Here is a 23,362-nt window from a genome sequence, read left to right on the forward strand (position 1 = left end):
TCGCTCAAGAAGAGAAATCGGAGGCTGTATTTTTCGCTGCCATTAAAATGAAATCAAAAGAATATAAAGAGAATACCAATTTTGTAAAAGCACAATACTACTACCGCCAAAAAAAATGGAATTCGGTTTTGTTCTATGCCATGAAGCAACTGAATGGGAATACAAATCAGGAAATTGCTGATTATTGCCATTTTTTTAGAGGTTTTGCCTTTATGCATTTACATCTTTACAAACAAGCTAAGGAGGAATTTAATTTAGTTTCAAATAAATTTCAATTTTATGAATTGTCTCAATATAAATTAGGACAGGCAATGACTGAATTAAGAGAATTTAAAGAATCATTAGCCATTTTAAAAGAGATTGAAAATTTAGGAGATAAAATACCAGCGTCTATTGATGTTATAAATTTAACGGTTGATATAGGACTTTGTTATTTGTTTTTAAAAGAGTTTGAAAAATCAGAAGACTATTTTTTAAGAAGTATTGCATTAGCCGAAAGAGGTACTAATTTAAAAATGCTTTTCAGTTGCTATAATGATATTGCCAATCTTTACTACGAACAGTATTTGGATGCTAAAGCCATTCCTTATTTTGAAAAAGCCTACCAAATAGCAAAGAGAATTGATGGCGGAATCGGAATTAGCAGTAGAGAAACAGCTGCTCAAAATATGGCTGTGGTCGAAGAAAATAGATTCAATTATAAAGCTGCTTTGAAGTATCTCAAAGAACGATATAAATTGAAGGATTCGATGAATAATCAAAATAAAATTTGGGAAACTGCTCAAATAGAAAAGAAATTTGCCATCAAACAAAAACAAAAACAGCTAGATTTACTTGCTGCCGAAAAACAACTAAGAGAAACGGAACGAAACAGCTTGCTCTTTTCTTCGGGTTTATTGGTGATGTTGTTAGGAACAGGAGTTTATTTTTATCGTCAAAAAGTTAAAACCAACAAAATCATTTTAGAACAGAAAGCCGTTTTAGACGATTTGAATGCGACCAAAGATAAATTGTTTTCGATTGTGAGCCATGATTTGCGTTCTTCTGTAAATGCTTTAAAATCCAGTAACTCCAAGCTTCAAAATAGTTTGGCTACCAAAAATTACGAGGCGCTGGATACCCAATTAATTACCAACAATGCCATTGCTACTGGAGCCTACAATTTGTTAGATAATCTCTTGAATTGGGCTTTGTTGCAAACCCAACAGTCTTTTTTCTATCAAGAATCAGGACATTTACAAACATTAGTTAAACATGTTACGTTCAATTACGAACCCATAATGCTCAACAAATCAATCACTTTCAAACAGCTTATTCCAGCATCTGTTTTTGTATTTGTAGATGGGGATTCCTTCAAAATTATCCTTCGCAACTTGCTTGACAATGCCATAAAGTTTTGTCCCGAAAACGGGAATGTTTCTATTTATACAAGAGCAACTGAGGATGGATTTTCTCATTTGGTTATCGAAGACACGGGAACTGGAATGACCGAAAGTAAGCGTCAGGAATTATTAGCACCTACAGTGCTATTGTCCAAAAAAGGTAAAGAAGAAGGAGTAGGTACAGGTTTAGGGATGCAATTGTGTAAAAGTTTGATTCAGAAAAATGGCGGTCAATTTGATATCGAAACGAAGTTAAATCAAGGTACTAAAATGATTGTGATGTTGCCCATTGCCAAATAATTTTGAATGTTTACCTCTAAAAGCATTTTTAAATAGTGTTGTAGTTTGTCGATGAATACCTATATTTGTTGGACTTGTAAACGAATACCTCCAAATCACAAGGGACAAAAATATGGAAAACATCAATGTTTTAATTATTGAAGATACTATAGCTGAAAGCGAAACTTTGGTTGAGGTTTTAGAGCAACATCATTATACTATAGTAGGAGTCGCTCAAACCTATAGCGAAGCCTTACAATTATTTTATGCTAATCCTGTTGATATTGTAATCATAGACGTATTCCTGAATGGACAGCCAGAAGGGATTAATTTTGCCGAGACCATTAACGTAGTTCCTGATAAATTAAAGCCCTTTGTTTTTTTGACTAGTTCTAAGGATAGGCAAATTTTTGAAAGAGCCAAACTGACAAAACCGTTTAGCTTTCTGATGAAACCATTTAACGAATTGGAAATCCTCTATGCATTGGAGATGGCTGTCGAAAAATTTTATGAGCAACCCAATGTTTTTTTGAGTGAAGACCAAAATACAGTGGTTACTAATGAATTTCTTTTTATCAAAAAGAATAAATCTTTGAAAAAAGTCCAATTCGTAGATATTTTGTATGTAGAGGTGGAAGATAGGTATTGTAATATTGTCACGGAGTCTGAAAAATTTGTGGTGATGATGTCTTTGACCAAAATAATGGAACTTTTAGACCCAAAAGTATTTAGTCGTACCCATCGAAATTTCTTAGTCAATGTGGAAAAAATTATTGAGATTGTCCCTCAAGATAACTTGATTCTTTTACAAAATAATCACCAGGTGTTGTTAAGTGATAAATACAAAGAATTTGCCAGTCAGTTTCGTATTTTGCGCTAACAGTTGAGTAATGCAATTTAAGAATGTCGTCCCAAAAGTAAGGACGACTTTTTTTTTGGATTGAAGTGTGTCATCACCTAAATAATACCTCTCATAGCAGTTTTTAGACGTCTTATGCCATTTGTTTTATACCTGCAGTTTTTCTAAAGTATTTTTAAAGAAGATTTCAGTAGCTACTAGCAATTTGACTGATTTATAAGTGCAATACGTATTGAGAAAAGTTTTTTAACGCAAGTTTTTTAGCTTTTTTCAGTCTAAATAATTAGAATGTGTATAAAATGAAAAAAAACGTGTTACATAGAGTAGGGCTCTATCGGTTTATTCTCAATATTGGAGTTTTGAACAGTATTAGTATTATGAGTACTATTATTTTGGTTCTTGCCTTTTTTATACTTTGCTTGGAATTTTTATTGCTATCGTAAACTATACTGATTAAACATTTTTGAGTTGCATTTGCTTAGCAATGGTTTCTTCTAAATTCTTTAGGACAATTGGCTTGGTGATAAAATCATCCATACCACTTGCAATAGCTTTGGTTTTGTCTTCATCAAAGGCACTGGCGGTAACCGCAATTATCGGGATGTTGTTTATTTTGTATTTTGTTAAATTATGTATTTTATTAGTTGCTTCAAATCCATCCATTTCGGGCATGTGTAAGTCCATAAATACAATGTCATAATCGTTTTCTTTGAACAATGTTACCGCTTCTTTTCCATTATTAGCAATTTCAGAAGGGATGCCCAATTTGTCTAAGAGTTTTCGTAGTACTTTTTGGTTGATGATGTTGTCTTCTACAATCAAAGCTTTATGAACAATTAAATCCTGTGGTGGAGATGTTGTTTGGTGTTTTGTTTCTTCTAAGAGAGCGTTGATATCTAATTGGAAAGGAATATCAAAGCTAAAACTGGAGCCACCCCCCTCAAGAGCGATGATGCTGAGTTTATTACCTCCCATCAATATGATGAGTTGATTTGAAATGGTTAATCCAAGCCCTGTGCCACCGTATTTTCGAGTAGTACTTAAATCAGCTTGTTCAAAAGCTAAAAGCAGCTTTTCTGTTTTTTTGACATCAATACCAATTCCTGAGTCCATAACTTTAAAATTCAGGTACTGTATGTTGTCTTTTTTACGTAACAATTGCACTTCAAGTCTCACCTCACCTTCGGAAGTAAATTTAATGGCATTGTCCAATAAGTTGATCAATACTTGTTGTAACCTTAAATTATCACAAAGTATCGCATTTGTGATTTGGTCATCAAAATGAAAATGCAGGGTGATGTTTTTATCTTTGATTCGGTATTCGAATAATCGGATTAATTTAGAAAGTTCTTTTTTTAGATGGATAGGGTGTTCTTCTAACTTCATTTTGCCCGCTTCCATTTTGGAATGATCCAAAATCATATTAACAATTCCTAACAAGTGATCGGCACTATGCTCTGCAATTTCAATATATTCCGTTTGTTCGCTATTTAATGGGCTCGTTTTTAAAATGTTCAACATCCCGATTACTCCATTGAGAGGAGACCTAATTTCATGACTCATATTAGCAAGAAACTGCGTTTTAAATTTAGCGGTGTTGTGTGCTGCCTCAGTATTTTTTTCTAAGAAGTCGAGGTTTTCCGTCAGTCTTTCCTTCAACACATTATAACTTTTTAGCAAAAAATCGACTTCCTTGATGGTAGATTGGTGTTGAATAGGGGTTGTGTTTTTTTTGAAATTAGAAACAATAAAATTGGAAATATCCAATGAAAGTAGTTTGATGTCCTTTGTGAAATATTTTGAAAGATAAAAGCACAATACGAGTGCAATTACAATCATCAGTAAAGTTTGCGCCAGTTGGAAATAAAACAAAGTGTTTTTTAAATGGATGATTCTGTTTTCATTGTGATTGATAATCCGTTCAAACAAAGTTTCGATTTCGTCATTCAACTGATTGATTTTTCCATTTAAACCTTGGTTGTAGTTGTCTCCCAAAATACTGCCTAGCGTGACCAACTCATTGAAATAAGTTTTGTACGCTTTTATGGTTTCTTTGGTGGTGATGTCAATTTCATTAGAGTTGATGGTGTTGTTGTAAAGTGTCTCAAATTTTTTGATGTAAGTTTTTTCAGAACGTAAAAGATAGTCTTTTTCATGGCGACGAAATTGTAAAATTATGGCACTTTTTAATTTTTTTTCATTTTCTAAAAGATGGGCTTTTTCACGCATTTTACCTTCTATGCCATAGTCTTTAAAACCGCGTATTAAGGCAATTTCTTTGTATTTAGCCACGGTTGAGGTAAGACTGTCAATTTTGTTGAACAAACTTAACAAGTCCTTTTTGTTGGTTTCGATATGAAGTTCCTCTGATTCTTTAAAAATCAAGTCCACTTCGACGCGTTGCTTCTTTAAATTGCCAATGTATTGATGAAGGTCTTTCTGATTATTTTGAACATAGAAATTTTTCTCCTTGTAGCCGTAGAGTAAAAAAGTTTGGAAACGTTTGATATTAGCACTGAAATCTTGTGAAACGCGATACGATTTATAGCTAAATTCATTAAGATGGTCAATTTTTCGGTCAATTGTAAGGTAAACTAAAAACCAAATAATGATTAATAGAATCATCACCGTGAATGATAGAAAAATTTGAATTCTAAAATCACGAATATTAGGTAGTGAAAATTTCAATGGAGGTATTTTAAATTATGCTAACAAATTTAAAGTCCTCGTGACGAAATCAGATTAATATAATTCGAATAAAAGGTTAACGAATTGTTTTTATTTATAATCGAAATAGGTTGAAATTATGTTCTAAATAAAGGGAAGCTTAAACTTCCCTTTATCAATTCAATTGGTTTTTAATAATCCCCTCTTCTCTTAAACCTCGGATCATTTTTTTTGATGAAATCAGCTTTTCTTTTAGTGGGTTCAATTTTAGGCAAACTGGCTTCTTCTGTTTTGCTTGAAGGTTCTATTAATTGATTAAGTTCTTTGATTTCAGCATCAGTCAAATCACGGTATCGCCCTACAGGAACATCCAATGAAATATTAATAATTCGGATTCGTTTCAAAGCGGTAACTTCGTAACCTAAATATTCACACATACGACGAATTTGACGATTCAATCCTTGAGTCAAAATGATTTTAAAGGTGTATTTAGAGATTTGTTCCACCTTGCATTTTCGCGTAACTGTATCCAGAATGGGGACACCATTACCCATGCGTTCGATAAATCTATCGGTAATGGGTTTGTTAACAGTAACGGTATATTCTTTTTCGTGGTTGTTTCGAGCGCGGAGAATTTTATTGACAATATCTCCATCATTAGTCATAAAAATCAACCCCTCGCTGGCTTTGTCTAATCGTCCAATTGGAAAAATACGTTTGGGATAATTGATGTAATCTACAATGTTGTTTTGTACTTCTAAATTGGTCGTACATTCAATACCCACAGGTTTATTGAAAGCAAGGTAAACTGGTTTTTCCCGACTTTCCCGAATCAATTTGCCGTCAATACGTACTTCGTCATCAGGAGCTACTTTGGTTCCTAATTCTGGAACAGTGCCATTAATAGTAACCCTTCCTTGTTCTATGTATTTATCGGCTTCACGTCGAGAACAGAATCCTGTTTCGCCAATGAATTTATTGAGTCTTTTTAGATTATCTTCCATGGTGCAAAAATAACAAAATTAGTTCGTTCCTTGTTTAGGATAGATAAAAATGAAAGGTTTAAATTAAGGGATAACTTCTTTGTTATTTTGTTTCAAATAAAAAAGAGATTACTTGGTGGTAGAGCGCTTCGTCATGTAAGGCATGACCCAGGCCTGTTGTTTCAATAAAAACAGCATTTTCCCAAGCCGTAGCAATTTTTTTCCCCTCGTCAAAAAGCACAATCGTATCGTGGATGTCGTGGGCTATAAGTCCCTTGGTTTTGATTTTAGAAGCAAAATGTTTTCCTGTAAATTCATCTAGTTCTTTTTGGAATACGTTAGCGTATTTTACTTCAAGTCCTTTGATAATTGAGGATTTTAAACTAAGTAAATCGGTGTAATTGTAAAGAATGGTTTTGAATTCATCAGGTGCGCCTAAGATAACCGTCTTTTCAATCGAATGGTTTTCATAATGAGATTGGTAATACAAACTGGTTTTACCACCAAAGGAGTGACCAATAAGGTATTTAGGTTGGTATTCTTGTACAAGAACGTTTATCCATTCCGCATATTTAGGAATAGAAAATTCTGTTCCGCTTGATAGTCCATGCGCAGGAGCATCTAATGCTACGATGGTGCTGCCTGTAGCTTGTAAATAAGGCAAAGTTTTTTTCCATCTCGAGGAGTTGCTTTCCCAGCCATGAACCAAAAGGATAACAGTGTCGTTTCCTTCCCAAAGGTAAGTAGCAATGTTTTCGCCTTTATGAGTAATGGATTTAAAAGTGGCTTTTGCAAGCGTTTTGGGTAATTGTTGGGGGTGTAGTTTTCCTTTACGAGGTTGGCTAAAAAGGGCAAATGCCAACTGATTCGCTTTTTCGGGAAAAGCAAAACTTAATAAGTTAAGGTATAGTCCAATGGACTTAGTAAAGATAAAATAAAATACTTTTTTCATATAAAAAAGCCACGCTTTGAGGCGTGGCTTGTATGATTTTTAGAAAGTGGCAAATAAATTTTCCATCTTTTCTTTTTCTTCTTCAGCAAGTGAGCTATCTACTAAGATTCTTCCTGAATGTTCATCAGTGATGATTTTCTTTCTTGAAGCAATTTCAACTTGAGTTTGCGGTGGGATAGTAAAGAAAGAACCTGCAGAAGCACCTCTTTCGATAGAAACAACAGCTAATCCGTTGCGAACACTAGAACGAATACGGTCATAAGCAGCTAATAAACGAGGCTCAATTTGCGCTCTGAACTCTTCTGATTTTTCCATCAAAAAGGATTCTTCTTTAGCCGTTTCTGATAAAATAGAATCCAATTCCGCTTTTTTATGTTTTAAGTGGTTTGATTTCAATTCAAGTTTTTCCTTAGATTGAGCAATAACCTCTTTTTTATGTTCGATAGACGCTTTCATTTCTTTGATTTGCTTTTCAGCTAATTGAATTTCAAGCTCTTGGAATTCAATTTCTTTTGTCAAAGAGTTGAATTCACGGTTGTTACGAACTGTTTCTTGTTGTTTGGTGTATTTTTTTATAGACTCTTTGTGTTCTTCAATTGCAATCTTTTTTGCTTTGATTTGCTCTTCAATAACTTCAAGATCGCCTTTTAATTTTTCAGAACGTGTAGTTAAGCCTGCCACTTCATCTTCTAAATCCTCTACCTCAAGAGGAAGTTCTCCTCTCACGTTTCTAATTTCGTCAATTCTAGAGTCGATTAATTGTAAATCATAAATCGCTCTTAATTTTTCCTCAACGCTTAATTCTTTCGTATTCGTCATATTCTATAAGTACTTAACTGGATTTGTATTTTCTTCGGATAAAATGATGGCAAAATTAAGTATTTTTTTTCTAAGATAATCAACAATATAGTTTTTTGTATAACGTTCTGATTCAAAATGTCCAATATCTGCTAAAATCAGTTGGTTTTCGGCCTCATAAAACTGATGGTATTTTAAATCAGCAGTTAAGAAGATATCGGCACCTGCTTTGATAGCGTTTTTAATAGCAAAACTACCCGAGCCACCCAATACGGCTACTTTTTTAATTTTTTTTCCTAAAAGTGCCGAATGTCTGATGCCTTCGGCTTGTGTTTTTTCTTTTACAAAATACAAGAACTCTCTGCCTTCCATAGGCGTTTCGAGTTCGCCAATCATCCCTAAGCCAATATTTTGATGTGTGTTTTGAATGTCATAAATTTCATAAGCCACTTCTTCATAAACATGATTTGTAAATAAAGCGTTCAAAATTTTAGATTCTAAATGCTTTTCGAAAGTCACTTCGATTTTGATTTCTTCATTTTCTACAAATTCAAATCGTACTCCTATTTCGGGATTACTATTTTCGTTCCCCATGTAGGTTCCAATTCCTTTGGAGTTAAAACTACAATCCTCATAATTACCGATATTTCCAGCTCCTGCTTCAAATAAGGCGTTTCTAACTTTTTCGGCGTTTTCAGGAATAGTATAGGTAACAAGTTTTCGAATGAAGTTAGGTTTTGGAATTAATATTTTACAATTCATAAGACCTAAAGTATTGCAGAATATTTTATTGACGCCTTCTTGATGATTGTCCAGCGCGGTATGAACAGCGTAGATAGCGATGTCGTTTTTGATGGCTTTAATAATGGCTTTTTCAACATAATTTTTACCAGTAATTTTCTTTAACCCGGAAAAAAGAATTGGATGAAAACAAACGACCAAATTACAGTTGTTTTTGACGGCTTCATCGATGACACTTTCCAATGCGTCATGACAAACCAAAATTCCTGTAGCTTCAGTGGCTGGATTACCTACTAATAAGCCTACATTGTCAAAATCTTCTGCATAGCTCAAAGGAGCCATTTCTTCAAGTACGGTAAGGATTTCGTTTATTTTCACAGTTTGGGATTTATAAGGTTAACATCTAAAATCAAATGAATGGCGCGTATCAGTTCAAAGATAAATTATTCTATTTTTGTAAAATGAAATTTATTAGAAAAATTCTTTTTCCTTTTGCTTTGTTGTACGGACTGATTACGGCTATTCGTAATTTTTTATTTGACAAAGGGATTTTAAAAGCGACTTCTTTTGATGTGCCTGTTATTGCAGTTGGAAATTTAAGTGTGGGTGGGACTGGGAAAACGCCTCAAATTGAAAACTTAGTTCGACTGCTAGGGGATAAATACAAAGTAGCCACTTTGAGTCGAGGATACAAACGGCAATCGAACGGTTTTGTTTTGGCTGATGCCAATGCCAATGCGTTGATTCTCGGAGATGAACCCTATCAGTATTATCAAAAATTCCCTCATATTCAAGTAGCAGTTGATGCGGATCGAACTAACGGCATTCAACAATTGCTCTCGCAAATTGATAAACCAGAAATTATTTTGCTAGATGATGCCTATCAACATCGAAAAGTGAAGGCAGGATTGTATGTTTTGCTTACCGCTTATGGCGATTTGTACGTTGATGATGCGGTTTTGCCAATGGGAAATTTAAGAGAGTGGCGGAGTGGTGCGAGCCGAGCAAAGATAGTTGTGGTAACTAAATGTCCCACCAATCTTTCTGTTGAAGAACAAAAGCAAATTGAAGAAAAACTGCAGTTGTTGTCTAGTCAAGAGTTGTATTTTTCTACGATAGCGTATGATACGATGGTGTATGGTAAGTCGGGACAATTGGAAGTAAAAGAACTTACAAACAATGATTTTGTTTTGCTGGCAGGTATTGCCAAACCAAAGCCTTTTTTTGAATATTTAAAAAATCAAAGTACTCTCTGTTTGACCTATCCTGATCATTATCATTTTTCAGATAGTGATTTGTTAGAAATTGAAACAAAGACCCAAGGAAAAAGGATTGTTACTACTGAAAAAGATTATGTGCGTTTGAAGGATAGTATTTTGCAAAATCAATTGTATTATTTACCTATAAAAAGTAAGTTGTTAGGGAAACAAACTCAATTTGAAACCACAATTAATCGTTTCGTCGAGCAATTTGATATCCGTGGGTAAGCTTCAATAAAAAAATCAACCCTATCAAATGAATGATAGAAGTTGATTTTTAAAGGATTATAAAAAATGTTCTTGTATTTTAATTTCATACTTGAAAAATATACAAGCTTGTCTCCGTATTTGTGGTATTTATGAGTAATTTGATTTTTACAATCAATTTTTATAATTTAAATCCGTAAGCCAAACGCAATGCAATTTGATTGGTGTCGTATTCAGTGTACCCTTCGTAACGCAAACTTACATCAATGTATTTAGTAGCGTATCCAATTCCGGGAGCAAATAAGTACGTGTGTTGGTTTACTTTATTTGTTACCGCAAAAGCACCACCTACTTCACCTAATACATAAAATTGGTCTTCCCAAACAAAGGCTTTGAAACCTGCTTTAACAGGAATGATACCAAGATCTTTTCGGTCGTTGCTGATGAATAAATTTGTAAAACCTGACGTCAGAATCAAAGATGTTTTTTTGGATAAATCATATTGTAATCTTGCATCGGCACCTAAGGCGTAATTGTAAAAGTCTTCGTTAGTGGGTACTCCAGCATTAAGACCAAATCCTAAACGGAAACCTTGGTCGTAATCAGAGGTCATTTTATCTTGAGCAAATGTAGTTGTGCAAAAAAATAGGGCGAGTCCTGCCAAAGCTGCGTTTTTGAATTTAAATGTCATTTTCATAATATTTGATTTAGATTAATAATAATAGGCGTTGATTGATGTATTACGCCAATTTGATTGTGTATTGGCAAATTTAGAACATTGACTCAACCTCTATTTATAAGATTTATTGATAATGTTGTATAATTTTTAGATTCATTTGATAATATGGACGGGATCACTTAAAAGTTCGATTTCCTATCGAATATAAAAGCATCTGCTTACCTTTGCCTTCGGAAAAAAAATAATACGTGACTATAGCAGCCTATACCAAAGAATTTTCATATAATTTTAAATTAGCGTATCCCATCATTATTGGTATGCTTGGGCATACTGTTGTGGGGATTGTAGATAATATAATGGTGGGGCATATAGGTCCTGCTGAATTAGCTGCAGCTTCATTGGCTAATAGTTTGGTCTTTGTAGCGATGTCATTAGGGATTGGGTTTTCTACAGCGATTACTCCCATGGCCGCTGCGGCAGATGGAAAAAAAGATATCCCCGAAGGACGCACCGCTTTTCATCATGGGTTGTATTTGTGTACTCTTTTAGGGGTGTTGCTTTTTGGTGGTATTTTAATAGTCAAACCTTGGATGGATAGCATGGGGCAACCTTCGCATGTGGTTGATTTAGCCAAACCATTTATGAATGTCATTGCTTTTTCGTTAGTGCCTTTAATTATTTTTCAAGGGTACAAGCAATTTGCTGATGGGATGAGCGAAACCAAATATGCTATGTGGGCCACATTATGGGGTAATATTGTCAATGTGGTTTTGAACTATGTTTTGATTTATGGGATTTGGCTGTTTCCTAAAATGGGTTTTATGGGGGCGGCTGTAGGGACTTTAGTTTCTCGATTTGTCATGTTGGGGTATTTGCATTATAAAATGAAGCGAAAGGCAAAGTTTCATCCCTTTTTTGAAGGTTTTTCTCTTCAGAAAATACAAAAAAAAGTGAATGTTGAGATGATAAAATTAGGGGCACCTTCGGCATTACAAATGTTTTTTGAGGTGGGGTTGTTTACTGCTGCTGTTTGGCTCTCGGGTCGGTTAGGAGTAGCCGAGCAAGCCGCAAACCAAATTGCATTGAGTTTGGCTTCGTTTACCTTTATGTTTGCTATGGGATTGAGTGTGGCTGCAACCATTAGAGTAGGAAATCAAAAAGGATTGAAAGACTATAAAAAATTACGTCTTGTAGCCTTGTCTATTTTTATCTTGGCCATTTTACTCGAAATGTTTTTTGCTGTTTTCTTTGTGTTGTTTCATGGATACTTGCCGCATTGGTTTATGGATTCTACTAATCTCATGGATTTAGCTCAAAATAAAGAAGTGGTAGAAATTGCCTCCAATTTATTGTTGGTAGCTGCTGTTTTCCAAATTTCAGATGGTATTCAGGTAGTAATGTTGGGGGCTTTAAGAGGGTTACAGGATGTAAAAATCCCCATGTACATTACTTTTTTGGCGTATTGGATTGTAGGTTTTCCTATTTGTATTTGGTTGGGATTGTTTACCGCTTTAAATGCTATTGGAATTTGGATTGGACTTTTGGCAGGCTTATCAACAGCGGCTTTATTTTTGTATCTTCGCTTTAATTATTTGACTAAAAAAATGATAGCAGAAGCGAGTAACAACACTTCGATTAATTAAAATCAACTTAAATAATTCAAAATTAATAACTCATAACTTCATATTTCACACAATGGAATTACCAAAATTTTTACTAGGCGACAATACGGATTGTCCAGAAGATATTTTTATCATTCATTTAGACTATCCCCGATTTATTATTAACTTGAAAGATGATGAAGTAGAGTTTTTAGAAGAACCTGAAGATCTTGACGAAGCTGAATTGAATGCTGAAATGGAAGGTTTGATTGAAGCAGCAAATGCTTTTTATGACCGTGAAATGGAGCGTTATGAGAATGACTAAATGATTTAGTTGCTTTTTTTTGTAACCGTCAGTCCGAGATAGTACCCCAATAGTAAATGGCTAATTGGGGTATTTTTTTGGTTTTTATATTCAAAAAAAGGGTAAAAAAACTCAGGAAATTACATCGTATTTTGAATGTATTTTGTCTGCGAATAGGTAGGTAATAGCGATAAAACGTACGACAAAGTTTTTTTATCTCAAATTCCGCAGTAAACTTCGTAGGGGAACCAATTTTTTCAATAAATTCAGGGCTCTCGGAGATTTTTTGAAGAAGGAATAGTAAACTATTTGCTTCGCCAGTTCGAACAAAGCTCTCGGGGCAATGATAAAAAATTGAGTAAGTGCCTGAATTTGAAGAAAAATAAAATTGAGTAGATTTCTACTGTGTAATTAGGATTTGTGTTGAAGATACATGAAATCTGCGTTAAAAATCGGCTAGTTTTTTAGCTACATTACCAAATAAAAAATCCGATTCGTTTTCACAAATCGGATTTTAATTTATTAAAGAGAGTGATTCTTACAAGTGAATAACTTCACCATAAGCATCAGCTACCGCTTCCATTACTGCTTCACTCATTGTTGGGTGAGGGTGGATGGCTTTTAAGATTTCATGACCTGTAGTTTCAAGTTTACGTGCTACTACCGCTTCAGCAATCATGTCTGTAACACCAGCTCCAATCATGTGACAGCCTAGCCATTCTCCATATTTAGCATCAAAAATTACTTTTACAAATCCATCGGCATTTCCTGCTGCCTTTGCTTTACCAGAAGCAGAGAATGGGAATTTACCAATTTTTAAATCATATCCTTTTTCTCTAGCGGCTTTTTCCGTTAATCCTACAGAAGCAATTTCAGGAGTTGCATAGGTACAACCTGGTACATTGCCGTAGTCAATTGGTTCTACGTGCATTCCTGCAATTTTTTCAACACAATTGATTCCTTCAGCTGAAGCCACGTGTGCTAAAGCCTGCCCAGGAGTCACATCTCCGATAGCATAGTAGCCTGGAATGTTCGTTTGGTTATATGCGTTTACTAAGATTTTATCTCTATCAGTAGCAATACCTACTTCTTCTAATCCGATATTTTCAATGTTAGTTTTGATACCTACCGCAGATAATAAGATATCTGCCTCTAATTCTACTTCTCCTTTGGCAGTTTTGACAAAAGCTTTTACTCCTTTTCCTGAAGTATCAATGCGCTCAACTGAAGCGTTTGTCATTACTTCAATTCCTGATTTTTTCAAAGAACGCTCAAATTGTTTTGAGATATCTTCGTCTTCAACAGGAACTACATTTGGCATGAACTCTACAATAGTAACTTTGGTTCCCATTGAATTGTAAAAATAAGCAAATTCAACTCCAATAGCTCCAGAACCTACCACAATCATCGATTCTGGTTGCTTAGGTAAGGACATTGCTTGACGGTATCCAATTACTTTTACTCCATCTTGTGGTAAATTAGGTAATTCACGAGAACGAGCACCAGTAGCAATAATAATATGGTCAGCGCTATATTCAGTAACTTTATTGTCTTTATCTGTAACATCTACTTTTTTTCCTGGTTTTACTTTTCCAAAACCATTGATGATGTCAATTTTATTTTTTTTCATCAAAAATTGAACACCTTTACTCATTCCGTCAGCTACTGAACGACTACGTTGAATTACTGCAGGGAAATCTTTATCAAAAGAGGAAACGGTCAATCCGTAGTCAGAGGCATGTTTTAAATAATCAAAAACTTGAGCCGATTTTAACAAGGCTTTCGTTGGGATACAACCCCAGTTCAAACAAATCCCTCCAAGGTTTTCTTTCTCAATTACAGCTACTTTAAAACCTAATTGTGATGCTCTAATGGCTGTAACATATCCGCCAGGACCACTTCCTAAAACTATGATATCGTATTTCATTTTGTTGTGTTTTATTTTTTAAGTTGTAAAAATGGAATTCGCAAAAGCGTTTTTCAATTTTATGTTTATTCGATGTTAAATGATGGGGCGAATTTAAGGATTTATTCTGTTTTGAAAAAGTTTCAATGAAATAAAGTATTAAACTAACAAAATTTCGAAAAAACAGAATAATTTTAAATCGTTTTGCATAATTGATAATTACCCAACTACTTATTCTAATTGCGATAAGGCCTTTTATTGGTGCTAATTGGCTAACGAAAACTGTGAGTCATACAGGTTTTTGTAATATCCCGTTTCTTTGTTGATTAATTCTTGGTGGGTGCCTTGTTCAACAATAAGACCTTGGTCCATTACCACAATTTTATCGGCATTAACTATGGTAGCTAAGCGGTGCGCAATGACAATGGAGGTTCGTCCTTGAGTAATGGTTTCGGTGGCTTGCTGTATTAATTCTTCTGAATAGGTATCAATTGAGGAAGTAGCTTCGTCCAAAATCAAAATACTAGGATTGCTTACATAAGCTCGTAAAAATGCAATCAACTGGCGCTGTCCGGATGATAACATAACACCACGCTCCTTTACATCAAAATCATAGTTGTCTGGCAGGCTCATAATGAAATCGTGTACTCCAATTTCTTGAGCGGCTTTGTGCACTTGCTCTCTACTGATTTCAGGATTGTTGAGTGTAATATTGTTGTAAATGGTATCTGCAAATAAAAAGACATCTTGTAAGACCACTGCAATTTGTTTGCGTAGTGAACTGAGAGTATAGTCATTAATATTGTGGTCATCTATGCAAATGGTGCCACTGTTTATTTCGTAAAAACGATTAAGTAAATTGATAATTGTTGATTTTCCTGCACCCGTAGAACCTACTATAGCGACAGTTTCTCCTGCATTAACGGTCAAATCGATTCCTTTGATTACTTCTTCGTTAGGGATGTAGCCAAAACGTACTTGTTTAAAGGAAATATTTCCATCAAATACAGGTGCTTCTTTTTGACCTGTGTCTTGAATTTGGTCTTGTGTGTCTATTATTTCAAATACACGATTGGCAGCAATCATACCCAATTGCATCTCGTTGAACTTATCTGCAATTTGACGTAAAGGATTAAATAACATTCCTATAAACATGGTGTATGAAAATAAATCTCCAAAAGTGGTAAAATTGTCTCCATTCAAAATTTTTATTCCTCCATAAAGAACCACAAATCCTAAAGTTAAGGATGAAATAATATCCGCTATAGGGAAAAAAATAGAGTTGTATAAGATGGTTTTGATCCAAGCGGTTTTGTGTTTGTGATTGATTTCTTTAAATTTGTTAGATTCAATCGTTTCACGGTTAAAGAGTTGTACAATTTTCATTCCCGTTACACGTTCTTGTACAAAAGTGTTCATGTTGGCGATTTCTGTACGTACTTCTTCAAAAGCGACCTGCATTTTTCGTTGAAAAATTCGAGTAAAATAGACTAGAATAGGCATGGCAATGATGACAATCCAAGTTAGTTTCCAGTTCATATACAGCATAAAACCAAGTACGACTACCATTTTCATCAAATCACTTATAATCATAAAAAGACCTTGGCTAAAAATTCGAGCAATGGCTTCAATGTCTGATACGGAACGGGTTACGAGTTGCCCCACAGGTACTAAGTCGAAGTATTTCATTCGGAAACTCAAAATATGTTTAAAGAGCTTGATGCGGATGTCTTTTACAATATCTTGTCCGAGCCAGTTTGCCCAATAGACAAAATAAAATTGTGAAAAAACCTCTAATAACAACACAATTCCCATCAGGGTGATGTAATATAAAAGTCCGTACGCATCTTCGGTTTGAATGTAATTATCAACTGTTTGTTTTAATAAATAAGGACGAAGAGCGGCAAATAAGGAAAGGGAAATAGCAAAAACTACCACGCCATTGAATCGCCATTTGTAAGGTTTTGTGTATTCTAAAATTCTTTTAAATAATCGTATATCAAATGCTTTTGCCTTCATCTTATAGGAGCCTAACGCTCTGTTTTTAGTATTATATTCAATTCTGTTGCTCTTTTGATTCTTTGGATGAGCACTATTCAGAACTATTTACTGTTGGTTTTTACAACAATTATGAAAATTCGAAAATTCCAAATTTTACAAATATGGATATTCAATCTTTGTCAAATATAAACCATGAGCAGGAACTGAAAATCCAGCCTTCTCTCGATTTTTTTCTTTAATAATGTTTTCAAAATCAGTTAAATTGATTTTGTGCATCCCTACATTTACCAATGTACCGACAATGGCTCGCACCATATTTCTCAAAAAACGATTAGCCGAAATGGTAAAAATAAGTTGGTTTTTTTCTTCTTTCCAATGAGCTTCAAAAATCGTGCAATCAAAGGTGTTTACATCTGTATTTGTTTTTGAAAAACATTGAAAATCGGTATGATTGAAAAGGATTTTTGCAGCTTCATTCATCAAAGCAATGTCTAGTTTTTGATTGAGGTACCAACTTTGTTCGGTCAAAAAAACATCTTTAAAAGTGTGAATGTGGTATTGGTATGTTCTCTTTGTGGCATCAAAACGAGAATGTGCTTCGTTCTCAACTTGGATAATATCAAAAACAGCGATGTCTTTGGGTAAAAAGGAATTGAGTTTGTGTATTAATTTGTTCGAATCAATTGCGATTTCATAATCAAAATGGGCATACATTTCCCGAGCATGTACACCTGTATCGGTACGACCTGCTCCCATGATGTTAGTAGGTGTTTGTAGCAAGAGTGACAGTGCATTGTTCAGCGTTTGTTGTACTGATGCAGCATTGGGTTGCGACTGCCAACCGTGATAATGTGTCCCGTTATAAGCCAGTTTTATAAAATATCTCAAGTTTTTAATCTCAAAGTTTAAGAGTTTCAAAGGTACAAAGTTTTTGTGTTGTGAAAAGGTTAAAATTTAATGGTAACTAAGTCATAATTACTTAAGAAACTTAGATAGCCAAAAACAAATGATATCATTGGAATAAATAATTTTCACTTGGAAAGAGGGCAACTTAGTATCTTTGCGACATAAAGCCTATTGGTTAATGCCTTTTTTAAATGAAAAAAATTCTTTTACTCTCAGATACGCACAGTCATATTGACGATACGATTTTAAAATATGTTGTTCAAGCTGATGAAGTTTGGCATGCGGGAGATATTGGAGATTTGGTAGTAACTGATACATTAAAAAAACACAAGCCTCTACGTGCTGTTTACGGTAATATTGACGATGCTCAAGCTCGTTTAGAATTTCCATTACACAACCGTTTTATCTGTGAGGGGGTCGATGTGTGGATAACACATATTGGAGGCTATCCTGGAAAATACAATTCCAATATTCGCGCTGAGTTATTAGCAAATCCTCCTCAATTATTTATTTGTGGGCACTCCCATATTTTGAAAGTCCAATATGATAAAAAAATGAATTTATTACACATGAATCCGGGTGCATGTGGCAAAAGTGGTTTTCATCAAGTACGAACGATGTTGCGGTTTGTGATTGAAGGTGATAAAATCAAAGATTTAGAAATTATTGAAATAGAGAAACGGGTTTAGCTATTTTGGTATTCGATGGGGGCGATAATAGAAATGGTAGTGCCAGAATTTATCGTTGAATGAATAGTACATTTTCCTCCCATGTTTTTTATTCTAGCCCGGATTTGATTGAGTCCAAAGCCTTCAATGGTTTGATACTGCTTGATTTCAAATCCTTTTCCGTTGTCCTTTACTTCAATGTTTAGTTTCGCCTCTTTTTCATTCAATGTGATAATGGCTTGGCTGGCTTCACTGTGCTTGATAATATTATTCAATAATTCACTAACAATAAAATACATCCTCATCTCGAAATCTTCGTTGTAGCGTGTCGTAGATGGGATGTTGCTTTGGTAATCAAAGTGTAAGGTGGAGTTAGAATTCATTTCGCACAAATCGTTTAATGCATAAAACAGTCCAAAACGGGCCAACAATGAGGGGAGTAACCTATGAGAGAGGTCTCGGATTTTGTAATGGGTTTGAATTAAAATAGATTTTATTTTTGTGATTTCTTCACTGTTGTTTTGGTTTTTTGCAGAAAAAACACTCAGATGTAAAGCAGCCGATGACAATAAAGCACTGATGTTGTCATGCAAAAAAGAAGCAATTTTTTTGCGTTCCAATTCTTGACCGTTGATAGAGGCTGTAATGATGTTTTCTTGGATTTTTCGTTGAATATCTTTTAACTTGTTTTTTTGCTTGAGTTGCGTGTTTTGAAAGAAAAAATAGAGTAGAATAATGATGATAATTAAAGACGAAATAATAATAATGCTAATTCGCTTGTTTTTATTTTGATTTTCAATCATCAACTGTTCTTGAGTTTTAAATTTAGTAGAGATGTTGTCGATTTCTCTTTTGTATTCATCTAATTGCAAGTTGATGCCTGCGATATTCGCTTTTTTTAATTTGTCGTCATTATTTATTTCTTCTGTAAGTGTGTTGTATTGATTGAGGTTTTGATAAGCCTTTTTGTAAAAATGATTTTTGAATAAAAATTTAGAATACTCAAGATGTGTAAATGATAAGTCTGATTTTTCATTTAATTGACGCCCTTTTTTAATCGCTTTTTCAAAATATTGAATTGCTTTATTATTGTTGTTTTTATAGGAATGATACATGCCGTTGAGCATGTTTAAAGCGACAAGGGTGTTTTCTTTACCGTATTTTGGATGGTGTTGATTGATGTATTTCAAATAAGGGTAGCCTTCATCATATTTTTGAATGTCAAAATAGGCCCATGTAATATTGAGTTTGGTAAAAACAATCTGAGAGGTATCCTTTATTTTGTTGCTGTATTCTAAGGATTTTTTGTAGTAGTAAATTCCTTTTGTATATTCTTTTTTGTCAAAGCAATAAATGTTTGCGATATTGTTATAAAGCCAGTTGTGAAGTTTGTAATTTTTAGTTTTTTGGGCATAGAGCAATCCTTTTCGATAGTAAAAAAAAGCTTTTTCAAATTCAGTTAATTGGTCAAAATTAGCCGCAATAGTATTGTAGCAATTAGCGATTAAATTGTTGTTTTTTATCGCAATGGCATGTCGCAAAGCAAGACGAGATTTTATTAAGGATTCTTCGTGTTTTTCGTCAAGCATTAATTGGGTAGCCTCTTGAACCATTTGAGTTACTTCTTTTTCATTGAGAATTTTTTCTTGTGAAAAAGCAGAGGGATGATTCAGAAAGAGGGTGCAATAAAAAACTAAAACTATCCGAATGAATTTCATGTAAGATATGTGTAATGGAGCTAAGACTTGATTAAATTGTTTTTGATGGCAAATTTTACAATGCTTATAGTGTTTTTTGCTTTAAGTTTTTTAATGATGTTTTTTCGATGGGTTTCTACAGTATTGGTACTTATAAAAAGTTTTTCACTGATTTCTTTTCCACTAAATTCTAGTGCGATAAGCGTGATGATGTCGATTTCTCTTTCGGTCAGAAGTGAGTTAGTAGAAGGTTTTTTGGGTACTAGTTGTGGATTGTTTTGGGTGGCAGTGTTGAATATTTTTTCTCTTACCACTTTGCAAAAATATTCTTCACCATTGGCAACAGTTTGAATAGCTTCAACAATGTTTTCACCCGCACATTGTTTAGTCAAATAACCAGAAGCGCCAAGATTCATTACTTCTTTGATGATTTTTAAATCGTCATAGCTAGAAAGAATAATCACTTTACAAGGGAAACCTTTTGACTTGAATTCTCTAAGTACTTCGAGTCCGTCTTTCTTAGGCATGCTGATGTCCAAAACGAGTATGTCGCTATTATTAGCACATACATCATCGTATAAGGAGTTGCCATCCAATGATAATCCTACTACTTCAAAATTTGAAATAGTATTGAGTAATGTTTTCACACCATCAATCAGTACGTGGTGGTCATCGGCAAGGTGGATGCGTATTTTTTCTTTCATTAGAGTTAAATGAGCTGAGCCAAAATTAATAAAAAAATCATTACAACAATTTGAAGTTGTTTTTGGTCACATCAAGTTAAACAATTTTTATGAAAAAAAACTTTTTTGAAACAGTTTTTAAAGTAGGCTATAAGAAAATAGAGGTCCACAAAAAAACCCGAATAAATTTATTCGGGTTTCCTTCGCACTAATAAACTAAGTTTATAGGTTTATCTCAATCGATCCACAGATTTTACAAGATCTTCATCCTTTTTGATGGCTTTATTAGCGAGTGCTAATACAACGATAGTAACAATAGGAAGAAACATCCCAATACCTTTCTCAGAAACGGTTACAGTCTCTCCAGATAAATTTAGTGAATGATAAACAAATAATCCTAATAAAATTAAATTTAATATAATATTCAATCTGCCAAGAACAAATTGAGTTTTTCTCTTTTTAAACGAAATGATGCTAATAATACTTAATGTTGTGCTTAGTCCAAACAATATTACATAAAACGGATTTTGCATAAATAAATATTTTTCCCCTGTACTCATTGTCCACAACGGAAAAATAAAGGGTAAAATAGCTGTCGTTGCAAAAGCAAGAAATAAATAAATGGTTTGAATTCTTTGTATCATTACTGCTTATTTATGGCACAAAAATATATTTTCTTTTTTTAAAATACTATTGTATCATTAAATTTTATTCGTATTATTGCAAGACAATACCGTAAGCACTTCATACTGCGGTCCATTCATATTATAAAATTATACTACCTATCTTTCTTAGTGTTTCCAAATTAATTAAATTCAAAGAACTTTCATGTTTGATATTTCTGCATTAAAAGAAATGAAGCTAACTGAGCTTCAAGAAATAGCTAAAGCAGCTAAAACAATAAAATTTAATGGTGTCAAAAAAGAGACTTTAATAGGTCTAATTTTAGACCATCAAGCCAGTGTAAAAGGGGATTCAGCTACTGAAATGAACAAGGAAACAGCTAGTAGCGAAGCTGATAAGCCTAAAAGAACACGCATTGTTCCTGCAAAAAAAACAGCTGTTATAAAAAATAACGCTAAAGCGGATGTAGAAAAAGAAGTGCTTGCTAGCGAGTCTATTGCTGAAGCAACTTCTGAAGGTATGGCTGAACAAGCCGTCGAAGAGGCTAATAGTGAAGGTAAAAAACAAGTAAAAAAAGGACCTAAGATTGTCAAGTTCAATAAGTCGGCTTATGAAAAAAAACTGGCTCTAAAAAAAGAAAAAGAAGAGGTTAAGGATTCAAAAGAAACAGAAGATAGTTCTGAAATTACAGAAACTCCGGTTGTTTCTGAAGCTACTAGTTCGACTAAAAAAGTCAATCCTAACCAACAAAATAAGCAAAACCAACAAAACCAACAGAATCAACAAAACCAAAATCCTAATTTTAAGAATAAGAAAAATAATTTCAGAGATGCCGATTTTGAATTTGATGGAATTATTGAAAGCGAAGGGGTGTTAGAAATGATGCCTGATGGGTATGGTTTCTTACGTTCATCAGATTATAATTATTTGGCCTCACCTGATGATATTTATCTGTCAACCTCTCAAATTCGTCTTTTTGGATTGAAAACAGGAGATACTGTAAAAGGTGTAGTGCGACCGCCAAAAGAAGGAGAGAAATTTTTCCCTTTAGTACGCGTGCTTAAGATAAACGGACACGACCCGCAGGTGGTGAGAGACAGAATTTCATTTGAACATCTAACTCCCGTTTTTCCGTCAGAAAAATTTAAATTGGCTGAAAGACAAAGTACTATTTCCACTCGTATTATAGATTTGTTTTCTCCAATAGGGAAAGGACAACGTGGAATGATTGTAGCGCAACCCAAAACGGGTAAAACCATGTTGTTGAAAGAAATTGCAAATGCGATAGCAGCCAATCATCCAGAGGTATATTTGATAGTATTGTTGATTGACGAACGTCCAGAAGAGGTAACGGATATGCAACGTAGCGTGCGTGGAGAGGTGATTGCTTCTACTTTTGATCGTGAGCCACAAGAACACGTGAAAATTGCTAATATTGTTCTAGAGAAATCTAAAAGGTTAGTAGAATGTGGGCATGATGTGGTAGTGCTTTTGGATTCTATTACCCGTTTAGCGAGAGCTTACAATACAGTTCAACCAGCATCAGGTAAGGTGTTGAGTGGAGGTGTTGATGCTAATGCGTTACAGAAGCCTAAACGCTTTTTTGGAGCTGCACGTAATGTAGAAAATGGCGGCTCTTTAAGTATAATTGCTACCGCTTTGACAGAAACAGGTTCCAAAATGGATGAGGTGATTTTTGAAGAGTTTAAAGGCACAGGTAATATGGAGTTGCAATTGGATAGAAAAATTGCAAACAAACGAATTTTTCCAGCAGTGGATTTGACTTCATCAAGTACCCGTAGAGACGATTTATTGCTAGACGATAATACCTTACAACGCATGTGGATTATGCGTAAATATTTATCAGATATGAATCCAATAGAGGCGATGGATTTTATTAATGATCGTTTTAAGAAAACCAGAAATAACGAAGAGTTTTTAATTTCGATGAATGACTAATTCAAAAACAATTTCAAAAATCAATCAATTAGATTGCTAGTGATAATTTAAAATAAATAATAGCAAAAAGCTCCAATTTCTCAATGATATTGGAGCTTTTTTGTTATTTGAAATTGTCCCGTCCTGAAATAACGATACACAAAAAAAAACATCGTTATGAAAGAAATCTCTAGTTATGTAAAGCGAACTCAAAAAGACTATTCAATG

The 23,362-nt window shown here is 34.1% G+C and carries 19 protein-coding genes; 7 read left to right on the forward strand and 12 right to left on the reverse strand.

The window, feature by feature from the left end:
• Nucleotides 1-47: 47 nt before the first annotated feature.
• Both K5R64_RS06570 and K5R64_RS06575 read left to right on the forward strand, forming a co-directional pair.
• Nucleotides 48-1,682, forward strand: coding sequence for a tetratricopeptide repeat-containing sensor histidine kinase (locus K5R64_RS06570; protein ID WP_255580317.1), 1,635 nt, complete (start codon nucleotides 48-50; stop codon nucleotides 1,680-1,682).
• Nucleotides 1,683-1,794: 112 nt separating this feature from the next.
• Entirely contained in the window at nucleotides 1,795-2,541 is a 747-nt protein-coding gene (locus K5R64_RS06575) for a LytTR family DNA-binding domain-containing protein (RefSeq protein WP_220762035.1), read from the forward strand.
• Between the two features lie 432 nt (nucleotides 2,542-2,973).
• Here K5R64_RS06575 and K5R64_RS06580 read toward each other — a convergent pair whose 3' ends face one another.
• The 5 genes from K5R64_RS06580 to K5R64_RS06600 form a co-directional block, all read right to left on the reverse strand.
• Nucleotides 2,974-5,208, reverse strand: a complete 2,235-nt coding sequence (locus tag K5R64_RS06580; RefSeq protein WP_220762036.1) for a response regulator — start codon at nucleotides 5,206-5,208, stop codon at nucleotides 2,974-2,976.
• Nucleotides 5,209-5,378: 170 nt separating this feature from the next.
• Nucleotides 5,379-6,191, reverse strand: a complete 813-nt coding sequence (gene rluF / locus K5R64_RS06585) for a 23S rRNA pseudouridine(2604) synthase RluF (protein ID WP_220762038.1) — start codon at nucleotides 6,189-6,191, stop codon at nucleotides 5,379-5,381.
• An 82-nt stretch (nucleotides 6,192-6,273) separates the two neighbouring features.
• Nucleotides 6,274-7,122, reverse strand: coding sequence for an alpha/beta hydrolase (locus K5R64_RS06590; protein ID WP_220762040.1), 849 nt, complete (start codon nucleotides 7,120-7,122; stop codon nucleotides 6,274-6,276).
• Nucleotides 7,123-7,161: 39 nt separating this feature from the next.
• Nucleotides 7,162-7,941 (reverse strand): zinc ribbon domain-containing protein, encoded by a 780-nt coding sequence (locus K5R64_RS06595; protein WP_220762041.1) that lies wholly within the window; start codon nucleotides 7,939-7,941, stop codon nucleotides 7,162-7,164.
• 3 nt (nucleotides 7,942-7,944) lie between these two features.
• Nucleotides 7,945-9,039 (reverse strand): Nif3-like dinuclear metal center hexameric protein, encoded by a 1,095-nt coding sequence (locus K5R64_RS06600; RefSeq protein WP_220762043.1) that lies wholly within the window; start codon nucleotides 9,037-9,039, stop codon nucleotides 7,945-7,947.
• Nucleotides 9,040-9,122: 83 nt separating this feature from the next.
• Here K5R64_RS06600 and lpxK point away from each other — a divergent pair, with 83 nt between their 5' ends.
• A complete protein-coding gene (lpxK, locus tag K5R64_RS06605; RefSeq protein ID WP_220762046.1) occupies nucleotides 9,123-10,148 on the forward strand; it encodes a tetraacyldisaccharide 4'-kinase in 1,026 nt (341 codons plus the stop codon).
• Between the two features lie 160 nt (nucleotides 10,149-10,308).
• Here the strand turns inward: lpxK and K5R64_RS06610 are convergent, their stop codons facing one another.
• On the reverse strand, nucleotides 10,309-10,824 hold the full coding sequence (locus K5R64_RS06610; RefSeq protein WP_374758129.1) for a hypothetical protein: 516 nt from the start codon (nucleotides 10,822-10,824) through the stop codon (nucleotides 10,309-10,311).
• Between the two features lie 230 nt (nucleotides 10,825-11,054).
• On the opposite strand from K5R64_RS06610, the gene K5R64_RS06615 reads away from it, so the two are divergent.
• Nucleotides 11,055-12,449, forward strand: coding sequence for an MATE family efflux transporter (locus K5R64_RS06615; RefSeq protein WP_220762048.1), 1,395 nt, complete (start codon nucleotides 11,055-11,057; stop codon nucleotides 12,447-12,449).
• Between the two features lie 52 nt (nucleotides 12,450-12,501).
• Complete coding sequence (locus K5R64_RS06620) at nucleotides 12,502-12,732, forward strand: hypothetical protein (RefSeq protein WP_220762050.1); 231 nt, start codon at nucleotides 12,502-12,504, stop codon at nucleotides 12,730-12,732.
• A gap of 517 nt (nucleotides 12,733-13,249) precedes the next feature.
• Here K5R64_RS06620 and lpdA read toward each other — a convergent pair.
• From lpdA to truA, 3 genes are all read right to left on the reverse strand, one after another.
• The gene (gene lpdA / locus K5R64_RS06625) at nucleotides 13,250-14,638 is read right to left on the reverse strand and encodes a dihydrolipoyl dehydrogenase (RefSeq protein WP_220762052.1); all 1,389 of its coding nucleotides are present in this window, start codon (nucleotides 14,636-14,638) and stop codon (nucleotides 13,250-13,252) included.
• Between the two features lie 243 nt (nucleotides 14,639-14,881).
• The gene (locus tag K5R64_RS06630) at nucleotides 14,882-16,636 is read right to left on the reverse strand and encodes an ABC transporter ATP-binding protein (RefSeq protein ID WP_220762054.1); all 1,755 of its coding nucleotides are present in this window, start codon (nucleotides 16,634-16,636) and stop codon (nucleotides 14,882-14,884) included.
• Between the two features lie 135 nt (nucleotides 16,637-16,771).
• Nucleotides 16,772-17,506, reverse strand: coding sequence for a tRNA pseudouridine(38-40) synthase TruA (gene truA / locus K5R64_RS06635; protein WP_220762070.1), 735 nt, complete (start codon nucleotides 17,504-17,506; stop codon nucleotides 16,772-16,774).
• Nucleotides 17,507-17,715: 209 nt separating this feature from the next.
• Between truA and K5R64_RS06640 the strand changes: the two genes are divergently transcribed.
• Nucleotides 17,716-18,213 (forward strand): metallophosphoesterase, encoded by a 498-nt coding sequence (locus K5R64_RS06640; protein WP_220762056.1) that lies wholly within the window; start codon nucleotides 17,716-17,718, stop codon nucleotides 18,211-18,213.
• Here K5R64_RS06640 and K5R64_RS06645 read toward each other — a convergent pair.
• The 3 genes from K5R64_RS06645 to K5R64_RS06655 form a co-directional block, all read right to left on the reverse strand.
• A complete protein-coding gene (locus K5R64_RS06645; RefSeq protein ID WP_220762058.1) occupies nucleotides 18,210-19,910 on the reverse strand; it encodes an ATP-binding protein in 1,701 nt (566 codons plus the stop codon). The two genes, K5R64_RS06640 and K5R64_RS06645, sit on opposite strands and share 4 nt — an antisense overlap.
• Nucleotides 19,911-19,930: 20 nt before the next feature.
• Nucleotides 19,931-20,593 (reverse strand): response regulator transcription factor, encoded by a 663-nt coding sequence (locus K5R64_RS06650; protein ID WP_220762061.1) that lies wholly within the window; start codon nucleotides 20,591-20,593, stop codon nucleotides 19,931-19,933.
• A gap of 209 nt (nucleotides 20,594-20,802) precedes the next feature.
• A complete protein-coding gene (locus tag K5R64_RS06655) occupies nucleotides 20,803-21,216 on the reverse strand; it encodes a DUF4293 domain-containing protein (protein ID WP_220762063.1) in 414 nt (137 codons plus the stop codon).
• A 184-nt stretch (nucleotides 21,217-21,400) separates the two neighbouring features.
• Between K5R64_RS06655 and rho the strand changes: the two genes are divergently transcribed.
• The gene (rho, locus tag K5R64_RS06660) at nucleotides 21,401-23,155 is read left to right on the forward strand and encodes a transcription termination factor Rho (protein WP_220762065.1); all 1,755 of its coding nucleotides are present in this window, start codon (nucleotides 21,401-21,403) and stop codon (nucleotides 23,153-23,155) included.
• The last annotated feature ends 207 nt before the right edge of the window (nucleotides 23,156-23,362 follow it).

Source organism: Flavobacterium sp. UMI-01, from assembly GCF_019656315.1.
Taxonomy (GTDB): Bacteria; Bacteroidota; Bacteroidia; order Flavobacteriales; family Flavobacteriaceae; genus Flavobacterium.